This is a genomic window from Halomonas sp. JS92-SW72, assembly GCF_003547075.1.
GTDB classification, from domain to species: Bacteria; Pseudomonadota; Gammaproteobacteria; order Pseudomonadales; family Halomonadaceae; genus Halomonas; species Halomonas alkalicola.
In genome coordinates this window covers 1,616,898-1,631,305 of the sequence record NZ_CP032147.1, presented here as the reverse complement: position 1 = coordinate 1,631,305, position 14,408 = coordinate 1,616,898, and the positions used below count along the sequence as shown (strand labels likewise).

The following is a 14,408-nucleotide window of genomic DNA, read 5'->3' as shown; positions in this document are numbered from 1 at the left end:
AGGCCTAATGAAAAGTGCCGCCCTTCGGGGCGGCACATGGCGTCAGACGGTGGTTAATAAATCAGCCAGCTCAACACCATCAACCCCAGCAGCCACCAGATCAGGGTGGCAATGATGGCCCGGCGCATCAGCGCCCGGAAGCCCTTCCACAGAAGCCAGAGCCCGAGCACCAGCACCACCAGGCTGATCAGCGACGGCGAGATGCCCAGCGCCCCGGAGAGGCCATCCAGGAAGCCGCGGGCGGCATTGCCGATGTTGGCGAAGAAGCCGGTCAGCAGGTCGACGGCAAAGCGAATCACCTCGCCCAGCGTCCTGCCGATCCAGGTAAAGAACTCTTCCATGTCAGCGGGTCCCGTGCATCACTCGATCAGGTCGAGAACGGTACCCACGATATCGTCCATGGTCACCAGGCCGAGCAGGCGGTTGTCGTCGAGCACCAGCACACGCTTGACGATGCTGTCGGTCATCAGCCTGGCCACATGGCGCACGTCCAGGGACTCGCCGACGCCAATGGCGGGCTTGGCGCAGACGTCGTAGACGTTGATCAGGTCGATGTCGCCGTTCTCGGCCACGATGGTCTTGAGGATATTGGTGTAGGTGATCAGGCCCCAGGCGTCGTGGGGGTCCTGCTGCTCCACCACCAGGCACTTGAGGTTGTGCTTCTTCATCAGCGCCAGGGCGTCGCGCAGGGTGGCGAAGGGTGACACCGTCACCACGTCGCGCATCATGATGTCCTTGACCAGCATTGTCTCTCTCCGTCAGTGGGTGGCGCTCAGATATCCTGCCTGAGTCGTTCCTCGAAGCGCTTGACCTGGGCCATGTCGATGCCGCCGAGATGCTCCACGGGCAGGGTCATCACCAGCCCCTTGGAGTCCTCTCCCGTGGGGTTGAGGACCTGGCGCACCGCCTTGAGCACCTTGAGCGACAGGCCCTTCTCCAGGGTCAGCAGCATGATGCTCTGGCTGCCCTCGAAGGTCAGCCCGAAGAAGGTCTTCTTGCGCTCGCCGCCGATGCCGCGGCCGGACATCAGGGTCATGCCCACGGCGCCGGCCTCGGTGGCCGCATCGATGCACTCCTGCTCCAGTTCCTCGGGCACGATGGCCACCAGCAGGGAAAACTTCATGATTGCCTCTCTCTCCAGTGGGCCACCCGTTCCATCAGGATGGCATAGCTCATCACGGTCACGATAGGGAAGATGGAGGCGAAGGCGATCAGGCCGAAGCCGTCGATCAGCACGTTGCGCCCCTCGATCTGGCTGGCCAGGCCGATGCCCAGCGCGGTCACCAGGGGGACCGTCACCTCCGAGGTGGTCACGCCGCCCAGGTCGAAGGCCAGTGCCACGATGTAGCGCGGCGCCAGGGCGGTCAGGGCGATCACCAGCAGGTAGCCGCCGATGATGTAGTAGTGGATGGAGTCGCCGCTGATGATGCGGTGGACGCCGATGGTGATGCCGATGGCCACCCCCACGGCGACCAGCAGGCGGATGGCGTTGCCGTTGATCTTGCCCGCGGCGGCCTCCTCGGCCTGCTGGCCCACCGCGATCAGCGCCGGTTCGGCCATGGTGGTGGCGAAGCCGATGGCGAAGGCAAACAGGTAGACCCACAGCCAGGTGTCGAAGGTGATCAGCTGCTCGGCCATGCGCTGGCCGATGGGGAAGAGCCCGAGCTTGAGGCCCACCACGAAGGCGTAGAGGCCGATGATCACCAGGGCGAAGCCCACGCCGACCTTGACCGGGCTGGCCAGGGGACGACGCAGCACGGCGTACTGGAAGAACAGGATCACCAGGATGATGGGCAGCACGTCGCGCAGCATGCTGAACAGGTCGAGAATCATGACCAGCGCGCCGGAGGGCGCCTCCACGTCGCTGCCGGCGGCCACCAGGGCGGCGCCGTTGGCGACATCGCCGGGGTCGGCGTAGACCAGGATGCCGTAGAGCTGCACGCTGATCATCGGCACCATCACGGCCAGCGCCACCAGGCCGAAGCCGTCGATCAGGGGGTTGCGCCCGCGAATGGAGGAGGCCAGGCCGATGCCCAGGGCGGCGATCAGCGGCACGGTGACGATATTGGTGGTGACGCCGCCGGAGTCGTAGGCGAGCCCGACGATCTCCTCCGGCGCGAAGAAGGTCACCGCCACCACCAGGATGTAGCCGACGATCATGTACCAGTGGATGGGGTGGCCGAGGATCACCCGCAGCACGCCCAGCGCCATCACCAGGCCCACCGAGGTGGCCACGATCAGGCGCAGGGTGAGGGCGTCGATGCGTCCCTCGCTGATCTCGTAGGCCTGCTCGGCCACGGCGATCAGTGCCGGTTCCGCCACCACCGCCGAGAAGCCGATGGCGAAGCCGAAGGCCATCAGCAGCGGCATGGAGCCGCGCCTCGCGAACTGGTTGGCGAGCCGCTTGCCCACCGGGAAGATGCTCAGCTCGAGCCCCTGCAGGAAGAGCGCCACCCCGATGGCCACGATCAGCAGGCCGATGGCGATGCTCAGGCCGCCGTCGGGCCACTCGCGGAACAGCAGCGCCTGGAAGGCCACCACCACCACGATGATCGGCATCAGGTTGCGCAGGGCATGGAGAAAGGCGTGGGCGAAGTCCCTGAGTTGCTCGGCCAAGTTCGGCTCCCTGAATCGTCTCTTGGATCATCCCGGTGGCGACCCCGGGGCGCCGGCCTGCTAGCCTTGAAGCTGTCCCTGCCGGGCCGGTGTGTGCCGATGATAGCATCAAGCCCCTGCCACGACATGACCTGCCCGCGGGTCAGGACCTTGATACGGGTCAAGCCGTCTTGCCCTCCCAATCTCGACAAGGAGTCGACCATGTCACTCTCGATGATCCTGCCGCTGGTGATCCTCGGCCTGCTGGTGGTCTATGCGGTCGCGGTCTACAACCGCCTGGTGGCGCTGAAGAACCGCTACCAGAACGCCTTCGCCCAGATCGAGGTCCAGCTCAAGCGGCGCTACGACCTGATTCCCAACCTGGTGGAGACCGCCCGTGCCTACATGAGCCACGAGCGCGAGACCCTGACCGCGGTGACCGAGGCGCGCAACGGCGCCCTGGCCGGACTTCAGAACGCCGCCGCCCACCCCGGTGAGCCGGGGGCCATGGCGGCGCTTGCCGGCGCCGAGGGGGCGCTGGGGGCGGCACTCGGCCGGCTCAACGTGGTGATGGAGGCCTACCCGGACCTGAAGGCCTCCGAGAACATGCGCCAGCTCTCCGAGACCCTGACCAGCACCGAGAACCGCGTGGCCTTCGCCCGCCAGGCCTTCAACGACGCGGTGATGCAGTACAACACCTACAAGCAGAGCTTCCCGCCGGTGGTCATGGCGGCCTCCTTCGGCCACAAGCAGGATGCCGCGCTGCTGGAGTTTGCGGACAGCGCCGAGATCCAGGCGGCGCCAAGCGTCAGCTTCTGACGGGGGCGGCCCATGGATTTCTTTACCGCCCAGGACCGCGCCCGGCGCCAGACCGGGCGCCTGGTCGTGCTGCTGCTGCTGGCGGTGGTCGGCCTGGTCGTGGCGGCCAGCGTGCTGGTGGCGCTGGCCGTGGTGCTGATGGATGGCCAACTGGGCGGACCGGACCCGCTGGCCCGCGCCCTCGAGCCCGAGCTCTTCGCCTGGGTGGCGCTGGGGGTGGTGGCCGTGGTGGTGGGGGGCGCGGCGATGCGCCACCTTCAGCTGCGCGCCGGCGGCTCGGCGGTGGCGGAAGCGCTCGGGGGCCGTCTGCTCAACCCCGAGACCCGGGACGCCGACGAGCGTCAGCTGCTCAACGTGGTGGAGGAGATGGCCATCGCCTCGGGCATGCCGGTACCGGCGGTCTACCTGCTCGAGGACGCCGCCATCAACGCCTTCGCCGCCGGCCACCAGACCCACGATGCCGCCATCGGGGTGACCCGGGGGGCCATCGAGCACCTCGACCGTGACCAGCTGCAGGGCGTCATCGCCCACGAATTCAGCCATATCCTGCACGGCGACATGCGCCTGAACCTGCGCCTGGTGGCGCTGCTTCACGGCATCCTGGTGATCGGCCTGATCGGCCAGCTGCTGCTGCGAGGAGCGGCGATGTCGGGACGCGGGCGCTCGTCGCGTCGCGGCGGCGGTGCCCAGGTGGGGCTGATGGCCGGCGGGGCGGCGCTGATGCTGGTCGGCTATGCCGGCACCCTGTGCGGCAACATGATCAAGGCGGCGGTGAGCCGCCAGCGCGAGTTCCTCGCCGATGCCAGTGCCGTCCAGTACACCCGCAACCCCGAGGGCATCGGCGGTGCCCTGAAGACCCTGGCCGCCTATCGGCTGGGCTCGCGGCTGATGGCGCCCCACGCCGCGGAGTTCAGCCATCTCTACTTCGGTAGCGGTGTCCGCCACCTGAGCCGATTCACCGCCACGCACCCGCCCCTGGAAGCGCGCATCCGCCGGGTGCTGCCGCGCTGGGACGGCACCCTGCCCGAGCCCTTCGCGCCGACGCCGAAGGCCCCGCCGGCTCGGCCCGCGGCGGCCTCCGCGCCGCGGGACGGCGTGCTCGGCGGGGGCATGGGAGGAGGTATGGGAGGCGGCGTCGGCGGCGCCCTGGCCGGGGCCGCCATCGCCGGCGCGGTGGTGGCCAGCGTCGGTCAGCCCGACCCGGCGGCCCTGGCCGCGGCGCGGCGCCGGCTGGCCAGCATCGACCCACGACTGATCGACGCCGCCCATGAGCCCTTCGCGGCCCGGGCGCTGGTCTACGGCATCCTGATGGGCGCCGACCCGGCGAGCCGCGATGCCCAGCGGCGCGTGCTGGCCCATCAGGCGCTGCCCGAGGTGCTGCGCGAACTCGATCTCCTGGCCGAGCCCCTGGCGGCGCTGACCCCGGGGGATCGCCTGCCGCTGATCGAACTGGCCCTGCCGCAGCTGCGCCAGCTCTCTGCCGCCCAGTTCGCCCGCTTTCGGGCCTGCCTCACCGGCCTGATGGCGGCCGAAAGCGTGCCGGGTGCCCTGCAGTGGGCGCTGCACCGGCTGGTGCTGACCGGCATCGAGGGCGAGCCCCGGGCGCGACGCGACCGGCATCTGCGCGACCTCGCGGGGCCGCTGTCGCTGCTGCTCTCCACCCTGGCCCGCGCCGGCCAGGCCACGCCGGATGAGCAGCGTGAGTCCCTCGAGCAGGCCGGAAGGGCGCTGGGCGTGGCCCTGGACCTGGTGCGCGAACCGCCCTCGGCGGCGGACCTGGACTGGGCCATGGCCCGCCTGGTGCGGCTCGTCCAGGCCGAACGGGCGCCGCTGCTGGCCGCCATGGTGTGCTGTGTGGAGCAGGATGGCCGGATCGCCCCGGAGGAGGCCGAGCTGCTGCGGGCGGTGGCCTGGACCCTGGGCTGCCCGCTCCCCCTGCGCGACGACTAGGTGGGTTTACACAACTGGGCCGGGGCGCGGCTTGCGGTAGGCCTGCCGCCTCTGGTGGAATATGTTTCTCTCAGATGTCAGACATGCAGGAGCAGGTAGATGCAGAAGAGACCCTGGAAACCCGCCCTGCTGGCGGCGCTGCTGGCGCTGGGGCTGGCCGGCTGTGGCAACGGCGACGAGACCCCGCCGGCCGCCGAGGAGCCCGCGGCCGAGCCCGCCGCCCAGGAAGAGAGCGCGGCGCCTGCCGAGGAGCCGGAGGCCCTCGAGGACGAGCTGCCCCCGGAGGAGCAGGCCGGCCTGGTGGATGACGCGGCCGAGGAGCCGGTGCCCGCCGAGGAGGCGCCGGACGAGGTGCCCGAAGAGATTCCCGAGGCCGAGACCCTGGGCGAGTCCCCGGCCAGCACCCTGGACGAGGGCGCGGCGCTGCCCGGGGAGACCACCCGGGACGAGATCGACGCCATGCTCGAGGAGACCGAGCGGCGCTTCGAGGAGGCGCAGCGGCGCATCGAGGAGCAGTTCGAGGAGGCCGAGGAGGAGGCCGCCGTGCCCGAGCCCATGGAGGGCGACGAGGGCTTCGATGCGGGAATGGACTTCGACTCGAGCCTGGACGACGAGGCGCTGGATACCGGCGGGCCGTCCCGCTCCGATATCGACGCCATCATCGAGGAGCAGGAGCGGCGCTTCGAGGAGGCCCAGCGTCGCCTCGAGGAGCAGTTCGATGCGGTGGAGCAGGAGCTTCCCGAATTCGAGCCGATGGAGGTCGAGGAGTACGAGTTCGAGCCCATGGAGTCGGAGTCGGAAGAGCGCTGAGCCGCCGTCCCCGAGCGCCGGCCACAAAAAAGGCCCACCGTGCGGTGGGCCTTCTCGTGACAGCGGCGGCGCCTTGGCGCCGCCGGCCGCGTCGCCGAATCAGTCGGCGAGGCGGATGTTGGAGGCCTGAAGGCCCTTCTTGCCCTGGGTGACCTCGAAGGTGACCTTCTGGCCGTCCTGCAGGGTCTTGAAGCCCTCAGCCTGAATCTCGGAGAAGTGAGCAAACAGGTCATCGCCGCCGTCGTCCGGGGAGATGAAGCCGTAGCCCTTGGTGTCGTTGAACCACTTGACAGTGCCAGTTGCCATTGTCGATTTCCTTAACATACTTTAATGGTCGTACCGGGCTCGCCGGAGCGAGTCCCGAGGTGCGTGGACGGGGCAAGCAAAGAAGTGCGCACTGGGTGGATCGAGGTGATCGAACGACAGCCGACGACTTGTTTCTTGCTGACCTACGCTGCGGTGCGGTGCCGAGGCTCCCTGACAGGCCGGTGTTTATCACGCCGTCCGTCAGCCGCAAATCCACTGTAGATCGAATCCCCTCGGGCAGCAAGCCCGCCACTCGACCCAAGGAAGGCCCCGCGCCCATGTTCATCGATGCCCAGTTCTGGCCCTTCCTGGTGGCCATTACCCTGCTCTCCATCAGCCCCGGGGTCGATACCCTGCTGGTGATCCGCAACACCGCCCGGGGCGGGGTGCGGGACGGCGTGCTGACCAGCCTGGCGATCTGCTGCGGGCTCTTCGTGCATGCCGCGGTCTCGGCGCTGGGGATCTCGCTGATCCTGCTGCAGTCGGCCTGGGCCTTCCAGCTGCTCAAGCTGGCCGGGGCCGCCTATCTGGTCTGGCTGGGCGTGCAGGGCCTGCTGGCGGCGCGGCGCGGCCAGGGGCTGCCGGTGGCGGGGGTCAGCGGCGAGCGCCGGCCCGTACCGATGTGGCGGCCGCTGCGCGAGGGACTGCTCTCCAACGTGCTCAACCCCAAGACGGTGGTCTTCTACATGGCCTTCCTGCCCCAGTTCATCGCCCCCGGCGACCCGGCGCTTGCCAAGTCGCTGTTCCTGGCCGGGGTGCACTTCGTGATCGCCAACCTGTGGCAGATCGGCGTGGCGGTGATGGTGGGCAGCGCCGGGCGCCTGCTGGGCAGCCGGCTCTTCTCCCGGGCCCTCAACGGGGTGACCGGGGTGGTGCTGATCGCCTTCGGCATCAAGCTGGCCCTGGAGCGCCCCCCGGCCTGAGCCATCGGGCATGACACCAACGACACCGCCCCGGCCATGGCCGGGGCGGTGTCGTTGTGGGCTCGCAGGGACGGGGGTTCAGTTCCTGGCCAGCAGCGAGCGGTCGTAGCGCACCGTCTTCTCGGTGGGGCTGAGCATGGAGACGCCCTGGCTCGAGCCGCCGTTGGCGAGGCTCTCGAAGATCGCCCGGTAGCTGAGCACCGCCTGCACGTAGAGGCGGGTCTCGCGGAAGGGGATGCTCTCCACGAAGAGGTCGAACTCCTCCGGGGCGTCGGCCAGCCAGCGGTCGACCCGGCCGGGGCCGGCGTTGTAGGCGGCCGCGGCGGCCAGGCGGTTGCCGCTGTAGCGGTTGAGCATGTCGCGGATGTAGGTGCTGCCCAGGCGGATGTTGAGCTCCGGGTCGAGCACCCCGTAGGCGCCGGGGTCGCTGATGCCGAGCTGGCGAGCCAGCTGGGTGGCGGTGCCGGGCATCACCTGCATCAGCCCGCGGGCGCCGGCCGGCGAGACCGCCTCGGGGTTGTAGGCGCTCTCGCGCCGGGCGATGCCCATCAGCAGGTAGGGGTCGACCCCCGTCATGCGGCCCCAGTGCAGGAAGTGCTCGCGGTAGGCCTCCGGGAAGCGCCAGTCCAGGGCGTCCCACATGCGTCCGGTGATGGTGGTCTGCACCAGCTTGGCATGCCAGCCACGGCGCTGGGCGTAGTCGGCCAGGGCGCGGGCCTCGCGCTCGCCGGCGCGCTCCACGGCCGCATACCATTCGCTGGCGGCCAGGCCGGGTTCGTCGATGCGCAGCAGTGCCTCGGTGCGCTGCACGGCCGGCCAGCGGGAGACCTGTTGCCGGTAGCTGTCGTCGAAGCCGTTGCGCTCCAGGTTGAGCGCATAGGGCTGGCCCAGGCGGTCGGCGGCGGCGAAACCGAAGAAGTTGCGCCCCTCGGCGGCCAGGGCATAGGCCTCCCGGGCCCGGGCGTCGTCGCCGAGCCGCTCGTGGGCGCGGGCCGCCCAGTAGTGCCAGCGGCTGTCGTCGCGGGTCTCGGGCGTCATGCGCGCCAGCCAGTCGAGCACGCCGCGCCAGTCCCGGTCGGAGAGGGCGGCGCGCACGCGCAGCTCCAGCAGGTCGGCGTCGCTGCGTCCGGCCAGCGCGCCGTCGACCCAGCCGCGATTGTGGCGGATGTCGCGCACCAGGGTGTAGAAGATCAGGTCGCGCTCGATGGCCTCATGGTGCTGGCGCTCGATGGGCAGGTGGGGGGCGATCTTGCGCCATGCCTCCAGAGCCGCCTCGGTGTCGGCGCGGGTGAAGCCGTGCATGGCGGCGGCGAACAGCGGGCCGGAGCCGCGGCACTCGGGGCCCAGGCAGGTCGGCACCCGGGTCACGGCGGCGAAGTCACCCGAGAGGCGCTCCTTGGCCTGGCGCGCCTCCTCCCAGCGGCTGCCGAGCTGGCGGCCCAGGAAGCTGGCCAGCCCCGTCTCGCCGGCCTGCCAGGCCAGCATCTTGCGCTCCCAGATCTGCTGCTCGCCGATCACGCCGCGGTCGCGCAGGGCCCTGAAGAGGTTGTTGCAGGCGTCCGGCTGGGAGCGGCCCACCATCCACAGGGAAAGCCCGCCTTCGGCGGCGGCCTGGGGGTCACTGCCGAGCAGGGCGGAATAGTAGTAGCACTGGCGGGCGGTGCCGGCCGGCTCGCCGTCGGCCACGGCCAGCAGGCTGCCGTAGCGGCCGGCATAGCCGTACTGGGCGATGGCCTGGCCGCGCAGCCACTCGCCCAGGGGAGAGTCGGCGTGGCGCTCGATGAAGTCGAGGACCTGCCCCGGCTCGGCCTGGGGCAGGCGTGTGCGCAGGCGGTGGTACTCCACGTAGCCGGCCAGCGGGTGGTCGGCAATGGCGCGCTGGTCGATGCGCTCCCACTGCTGGCTGCGCGCCGCTTCCAGGGCGTCGCGCATCGCGCGGTCATCGGCCTGTGCCAGCGGCAGCGAGAACGGCAGCGACAGTGCCAGGGCGCTCAGCAGGGTGCCGAGGCGCCGGATGCCGCTGCGCCGGGTGCCGTGTTGCGGGGCGGGGGGGCGTTGGCGCATGGCGAGGATCTCCGGGAGTTGACGTCCGATTGCTCCTATCGTGGCGCATTACGGGCCGCCTGGGTAGGGGAAAACGGTAACCGACGCGGGGGCTGCGTTGACGGGCGGCGCCTTGTGCCCAGCCGGCCCCGCGGGTAGTCTGGCATGATCGTTTCAAACGCTTGTTGGAATGTCTTGCGCCACCAACTTGTGTCACCAAGAGGAGCCCCGGTGTGACGCCCTGTGCCGACCGATCCCCCGAGGCCTGGCTTCGGGCCCTGACCCGCTTCGTGCGGGTGATTCCCCATACCCGCGAACTGGGCCTCGAGGTGCTTACGGCCGACGCCGAGGCCGTCCGCATGCGTCTGCCCTGGTGCGACGACCTGCTGGGCGATGCCTCCCGCGGGCTGGTCCATGGCGGGGTGCTGACCATGCTGCTGGACACCGCCTGCGGTAGCGCCGTGCTGCGCGGGCTGCCGGCGCCGGAGGTGTGTCCGACCCTGGACCTGCGGGTGGACCACTTCCGCCCGGCGGTGGCGGGCCTGGTGCTCCATGCCGAGGCGCGGGTGGTCGGGGTCACCGCCTCGGTGGTCTTCACCGAGGGAACCCTGTGGCAGGAGGAGGGCAAGCCGGTGACCCGGGGCATCGGCAACTTCGTGCGGCTGGGGCCGCGCAATACGCCGCCCGGCTTCGCCGAGGCGCTGTTTGCCGACGAGCATGACGAGGAGAGCCGCGATGCCTGAAGGGTTCGATGACGTGGCGTGGCTCGAGCGCACCCGCACCGAGGGCGATGTGGCGGCCTGGCTGGCGCTGATTCCCTATGCGCGCCGCATCGGGGTGTGCGCCGAGCCGGACCCCGGCGGCGAGGGGCTGCGCTTCCGGCTCGAGCCCGCTGCCGGCAACGTCGGCAACGTGCTGCTGCCGGCGCTGCATGGCGGGGTGGTGGCCGCCTTCATGGAGACCGCCGCGACCCTCGACCTGCTGCTGGCCGCCCGGGAGCCCCGCCTGCCGCGCATCGTCGACCTCTCCATCGACTACCTGCGCACCGCCCGGGTGGTGCCCACCTTCGCGCGCTGCTCGCTGCTGCGTGAGGGGCGCCGCCTGGCCAACGTCCGGGTCAGCGCCTGGCAGGAGGACGAAGCGCTGCCGGTGGCCACGGCGCGGCTGCACTTCGTGCTGGGGGAGCCGGCCAGCGGCGAGACATGAGTCGCGGCAAGGCTTGAAAAGCGCGCCTGGGGCCCCATATCGGCGACAGTGATTCACCCCGCGGCACCGCTCGCCGCAGAACCTGTCGACGAGGTCCAGGACACATGACCACTGCCACGCACGAAGAAACTCTTGGCTTCCAGACCGAGGTCAAGCAGCTGCTTCACCTGATGATCCACTCCCTCTACTCCAACCGGGAGATCTTCCTGCGCGAGCTGATCTCCAACGCCGCCGATGCCTGCGACAAGCTTCGCTACGCGGCGCTGGACAACGACGCCCTCTATGAAGGCGACAGCGAGCTGCGCATCGAGATCGAGCACGACGCCGAGGCGGGCACGGTGACCGTGCGTGACAACGGCATCGGCATGAGCCGCGAGGAGGTCATCGCGAACCTCGGCACCATCGCCCGCTCCGGCACCGCCGAGTTCCTCAAGCAGCTCTCCGGGGAGCAGCAGAAGGATGCGCGGCTGATCGGCCAGTTCGGCGTCGGCTTCTACTCCGGCTTCATCGTCGCCGACGAGGTCTCGGTGCGCACCCGCAAGGCGGGCAGCGACACGGCCGAGGGGGTCGAGTGGCGCTCGAAGGGCGAGGGCGAGTTCACCGTGGCCGACGTCGAGCGCGAGGCTCATGGCACCGAGATCGTGCTGCACCTCAAGGCCGATGCGAAGGAGTTCGCCGACGACTTCCGCCTGCAGAGCCTGGTGCGCAAGTACTCCGACCACATCGAGGTGCCGGTGCGCATGCCCAGGGTCGAGAAGGCCCAGGACGAGGAGGGCAAGGAGATCGAGGGCAGCGAGACGGTGACCTGGGAGACCGTCAACGAGGCCACCGCGCTCTGGTCGCGCCCCAAGGGGGAGATCTCCGACGAGGAGTACCAGGCCTTCTACAAGCACGTGGCCCACGACTTCAGCGATCCGCTCACCTGGAGCCACAACAAGGTGGAGGGCAAGCTGGAGTACACGAGCCTGCTCTACGTGCCCGGCCGCGCGCCCTTCGACCTCTATGAGCGCGACGGCGCCCGGGGCGTGAAGCTCTACGTCCAGCGCGTCTTCATCATGGACGACGCCGAGCAGTTCCTGCCCCTCTACCTGCGCTTCATCAAGGGGGTGCTGGACACTCGCGACCTGTCCCTGAACGTCTCGCGCGAGCTGCTGCAGCAGGACCCCAAGGTCGAGAAGATCAAGAGTGCGCTGACTAAGCGCGCCCTGGACATGCTCAAGAAGCTGGCCAAGGACGGCGAGGCCTATCAGCGCTTCTGGAACACCTTCGGCAGCGTGCTCAAGGAGGGCCCGGCGGAAGACTTCGCCAACCGCGAGAAGATCGCCGGCCTGCTGCGCTTCTCCACCACCCACACCGACAGCGCCACCCAGGACCAGTCCCTGGCCGACTACGTGTCGCGCATGCCGGAGGGGCAGCAGAAGATCTATTACATCGTCGCCGACGGCTTCAACGCGGCCAAGTCCAGCCCCCACCTGGAGATCTTCCGCAAGAAGGGCATCGAGGTGCTGCTGCTGCATGACCGCATCGACGAGTGGCTGATGAGCCATCTCCACGAGTTCGAGGGCAAGGGCTTCGTCGACGTGGCCAAGGGCGAGCTCGACCTCGGCGAGATCGAGGGTGAGGAGGAAAAGAAGGCCCAGGAGGAGACCGCCAAGGCCAAGGAGGAGCTGGTCAAGCGGGTCAAGGAGGCGCTGGGCGACCAGGTCCAGGCGGTCAAGGTGACCCACCGCCTGACCGACTCGCCGGCCTGCGTGGTGCTGCCCGAGCACGAGATGGGCTTCCAGATGCGTCGCATCATGGAGGCCGCCGGCCAGGCGCTGCCGGAGGTCAAGCCGATCCTCGAGCTCAACCCCGAGCATGCCCTGGTGGCGAAGCTGGAGGGGGGCGAGGGCGACGCCTTCACCGACCTGGCCCACGTGCTGCTGGATCAGGCGATCATCGCCGAGGGCGGGCACCTGGATGACCCGGCGGCCTACGTGAAGCGCCTCAACGCCCTGCTCACCGCCTGACCGACCCGGCCAGGCCGTGATTCGACGCCACCCTCCGGGGTGGCGTCGTCGTTTCGGGTGCGACACCTCGCCGCGCGTCGAAAGTGGCAACGGACGAGAGGGCCGCGGTGGCCTAGGCTGAGGGAGTCGGCGGCGGCCAGGGCCCCGCCAGGTCAGCGATGGAGAGAGCGACGTGAAGATAGGAGCACCCCGAGAGCGGGCCAGGGGCGAGGCGCGCGTGGCGCTGACGCCGGAGAGCGCCGCCCAGATCCGCAAACTGGGCCACGAGTGCCTGATCGAGGCCGGCGCCGGCGAGGCCGCCGGCTTCTCCGATGCCGCCTACCGCGAGGCGGGCGTCACCCTGGTCGAGGGGGCCGAGGCGCTGTGGCGCGAGGCCGAGGTGGTGATCAAGGTGCGCGAGCCGGACGAGGAGGAGGCCGGCTGGCTGAGGGAGGGGCAGACGCTGATCAGCTTCTTCTGGCCGGCCCAGAACGAGGCGCTGCTGGAGGCCTGCCGCGGCCGGGGAGCCACGGTGGTGGCCATGGACATGGTGCCGCGCATCTCCCGGGCCCAGAAGATGGATGCCCTCTCCTCCATGGCCAATATTGCCGGCTACCGGGCGGTGATCGAAGCGGGCAACCAGTTCGGGCGCTTCTTCACCGGCCAGGTGACCGCCGCCGGCAAGGTGCCTCCGGCCAGGGTGCTGGTGATCGGCGCCGGGGTGGCCGGGCTTGCCGCCATCGGCACCGCGGTCAGCCTGGGAGCGGTGGTGCGCGCCTTCGACGTGCGGCCCGAGGTGGCCGAGCAGATCGAGTCCATGGGCGCCGAGTTCCTGTTCCTCGACTTCGAGGAGAGCCAGGATGGCGCGGCCACCGGCGGCTATGCGGCGCCCTCGAGCCCGGAGTTTCGCGAGAAGCAGCTGGCGCTGTTCCGCGAGCAGGCGCCCGACATCGACATCGTCATCACCACGGCGCTGATCCCGGGCCGGCCGGCGCCCAAGCTGTGGCTCGAGGAGATGGTCGCGGCCATGAAGCCGGGCTCGGTGATCGTTGACCTGGCCGCGGAGAAGGGGGGCAACTGCGACCTGACGCGGCCCGATGAGCGCGTGGTGACCGACAACGGCGTGGTGGTGGTCGGCTACACCGACTTCCCCTCGCGGATGGCGACCCAGGCCTCGCTGCTCTTCTCCACCAATATTCGCCATATGCTCACCGACCTGACCCCCGGGAAGGAGGGGGCCATCGTCCATGACATGGAGGACGACGTGATCCGCGGCGCCACGGTGACCCACGCCGGCGAGATCACCTTCCCGCCGCCGCCGCCCAAGGTGAAGGCGATCGCCGCGGCCAAGCCCAAGCCCCGGGAGAAGGCACCCACGCCGGAGGAGAAGCGGGCCGCGGAGCTCGCCACCTTCCGTGAGCAGACCCGCCGCCAGGTGACCCTGCTGGGCGTGGGGGGCGCGCTGATGCTGCTGCTCGGCCAGATCGCCCCGGCCTCCTTCATGCAGCACTTCATCGTCTTCGTGCTGGCCTGCTTCGTCGGCTTCCAGGTGATCTGGAACGTCAGCCACTCGCTGCACACGCCGCTGATGGCGGTCACCAACGCCATCTCCGGGATCATCATCCTCGGCGCCATCCTGCAGATCGGTTCGGGCAGCGGCATCGTCATGCTGCTGGCGGCGATCTCGGTGCTGATCGCCACCATCAATATCGTCGGCGGCTTCCTGGTCACGCGCCGGATGCTGGCGATGTTCCAGAAGTCCTGATCC

Annotated in this window: 14 protein-coding genes; 8 read left to right on the top strand and 6 right to left on the bottom strand. The window is 69.7% G+C overall.

From position 1 onward, the window contains the following. Positions 1–53: 53 nt before the first annotated feature. From D1793_RS07655 to D1793_RS20105, 4 genes are read right to left on the bottom strand one after another with little or no spacing between them, the layout of a single operon-like run. On the bottom strand, positions 54–341 hold the full coding sequence (locus tag D1793_RS07655; protein ID WP_119021632.1) for a hypothetical protein: 288 nt from the start codon (positions 339–341) through the stop codon (positions 54–56). Between the two features lie 18 nt (positions 342–359). Then, positions 360–746: a CBS domain-containing protein gene (locus D1793_RS07650; protein ID WP_119021631.1), complete on the bottom strand. Its 387-nt coding sequence runs from the start codon at positions 744–746 to the stop codon at positions 360–362. Positions 747–772: 26 nt separating this feature from the next. Further along, entirely contained in the window at positions 773–1,123 is a 351-nt protein-coding gene (locus D1793_RS07645) for a transcriptional regulator (protein ID WP_119021630.1), read from the bottom strand. After that, complete coding sequence (locus tag D1793_RS20105) at positions 1,120–2,616, bottom strand: DUF1538 domain-containing protein (protein ID WP_346426394.1); 1,497 nt, start codon at positions 2,614–2,616, stop codon at positions 1,120–1,122. Before D1793_RS20105 ends, D1793_RS07645 begins: the two co-directional genes overlap by 4 nt. 201 nt (positions 2,617–2,817) lie before the next feature. Between D1793_RS20105 and D1793_RS07635 the strand changes: the two genes are divergently transcribed. The 3 genes from D1793_RS07635 to D1793_RS07625 all read left to right on the top strand — a co-directional run bounded on the left by D1793_RS07635 (position 2,818) and on the right by D1793_RS07625 (position 6,174). Then, on the top strand, positions 2,818–3,414 hold the full coding sequence (locus tag D1793_RS07635; protein WP_119021629.1) for a LemA family protein: 597 nt from the start codon (positions 2,818–2,820) through the stop codon (positions 3,412–3,414). A gap of 12 nt (positions 3,415–3,426) precedes the next feature. Then, complete coding sequence (locus tag D1793_RS07630) at positions 3,427–5,364, top strand: M48 family metallopeptidase (protein ID WP_119021628.1); 1,938 nt, start codon at positions 3,427–3,429, stop codon at positions 5,362–5,364. 99 nt (positions 5,365–5,463) lie between these two features. Continuing rightward, entirely contained in the window at positions 5,464–6,174 is a 711-nt protein-coding gene (locus D1793_RS07625; protein WP_119021627.1) for a hypothetical protein, read from the top strand. 99 nt (positions 6,175–6,273) lie between these two features. Here D1793_RS07625 and D1793_RS07620 read toward each other — a convergent pair whose 3' ends face one another. Continuing rightward, the gene (locus D1793_RS07620) at positions 6,274–6,480 is read right to left on the bottom strand and encodes a cold-shock protein (RefSeq protein WP_110069349.1); all 207 of its coding nucleotides are present in this window, start codon (positions 6,478–6,480) and stop codon (positions 6,274–6,276) included. Positions 6,481–6,758: 278 nt separating this feature from the next. Between D1793_RS07620 and D1793_RS07615 the strand changes: the two genes are divergently transcribed. After that, entirely contained in the window at positions 6,759–7,403 is a 645-nt protein-coding gene (locus D1793_RS07615) for a LysE family translocator (protein ID WP_119021626.1), read from the top strand. Positions 7,404–7,481: 78 nt separating this feature from the next. Here D1793_RS07615 and D1793_RS07610 read toward each other — a convergent pair whose 3' ends face one another. Beyond that, positions 7,482–9,467 carry a transglycosylase SLT domain-containing protein gene (locus tag D1793_RS07610; protein ID WP_119021625.1) on the bottom strand — a complete coding sequence of 662 codons (1,986 nt, stop codon included), beginning with the start codon at positions 9,465–9,467 and terminating at the stop codon, positions 7,482–7,484. Positions 9,468–9,679: 212 nt separating this feature from the next. Between D1793_RS07610 and D1793_RS07605 the strand changes: the two genes are divergently transcribed. The 4 genes from D1793_RS07605 (at position 9,680) to D1793_RS07590 (ending at position 14,405) form a co-directional block, all read left to right on the top strand. Further along, positions 9,680–10,189 carry a PaaI family thioesterase gene (locus tag D1793_RS07605; protein WP_119021624.1) on the top strand — a complete coding sequence of 170 codons (510 nt, stop codon included), beginning with the start codon at positions 9,680–9,682 and terminating at the stop codon, positions 10,187–10,189. After that, a complete protein-coding gene (locus D1793_RS07600; protein WP_119021623.1) occupies positions 10,182–10,652 on the top strand; it encodes a PaaI family thioesterase in 471 nt (156 codons plus the stop codon). The genes D1793_RS07605 and D1793_RS07600 overlap by 8 nt, the downstream gene beginning before the upstream one ends. Before the next feature lie 104 nt (positions 10,653–10,756). After that, positions 10,757–12,661, top strand: coding sequence for a molecular chaperone HtpG (gene htpG, locus D1793_RS07595; RefSeq protein ID WP_119021622.1), 1,905 nt, complete (start codon positions 10,757–10,759; stop codon positions 12,659–12,661). A gap of 172 nt (positions 12,662–12,833) precedes the next feature. Further along, positions 12,834–14,405 carry a Re/Si-specific NAD(P)(+) transhydrogenase subunit alpha gene (locus D1793_RS07590; RefSeq protein ID WP_119021621.1) on the top strand — a complete coding sequence of 524 codons (1,572 nt, stop codon included), beginning with the start codon at positions 12,834–12,836 and terminating at the stop codon, positions 14,403–14,405. Positions 14,406–14,408: the final 3 nt, after the last annotated feature.

What these genes read in the sequence shown, in the direction of transcription:
- D1793_RS07655 (WP_119021632.1), bottom strand. Translation starts at nt 341, where the DNA reads ATGGAAGAGTTCTTTACCTGGATCGGCAGGACGCTGGGCGAGGTGATT.
- D1793_RS07650 (WP_119021631.1), bottom strand. Translation starts at nt 746, where the DNA reads ATGCTGGTCAAGGACATCATGATGCGCGACGTGGTGACGGTGTCACCC.
- D1793_RS07645 (WP_119021630.1), bottom strand. Translation starts at nt 1,123, where the DNA reads ATGAAGTTTTCCCTGCTGGTGGCCATCGTGCCCGAGGAACTGGAGCAG.
- D1793_RS07635 (WP_119021629.1), top strand. Translation starts at nt 2,818, where the DNA reads ATGTCACTCTCGATGATCCTGCCGCTGGTGATCCTCGGCCTGCTGGTG.
- D1793_RS07630 (WP_119021628.1), top strand. Translation starts at nt 3,427, where the DNA reads ATGGATTTCTTTACCGCCCAGGACCGCGCCCGGCGCCAGACCGGGCGC.
- D1793_RS07625 (WP_119021627.1), top strand. Translation starts at nt 5,464, where the DNA reads ATGCAGAAGAGACCCTGGAAACCCGCCCTGCTGGCGGCGCTGCTGGCG.
- D1793_RS07620 (WP_110069349.1), bottom strand. Translation starts at nt 6,480, where the DNA reads ATGGCAACTGGCACTGTCAAGTGGTTCAACGACACCAAGGGCTACGGC.
- D1793_RS07615 (WP_119021626.1), top strand. Translation starts at nt 6,759, where the DNA reads ATGTTCATCGATGCCCAGTTCTGGCCCTTCCTGGTGGCCATTACCCTG.
- D1793_RS07610 (WP_119021625.1), bottom strand. Translation starts at nt 9,467, where the DNA reads ATGCGCCAACGCCCCCCCGCCCCGCAACACGGCACCCGGCGCAGCGGC.
- D1793_RS07600 (WP_119021623.1), top strand. Translation starts at nt 10,182, where the DNA reads ATGCCTGAAGGGTTCGATGACGTGGCGTGGCTCGAGCGCACCCGCACC.
- htpG (WP_119021622.1), top strand. Translation starts at nt 10,757, where the DNA reads ATGACCACTGCCACGCACGAAGAAACTCTTGGCTTCCAGACCGAGGTC.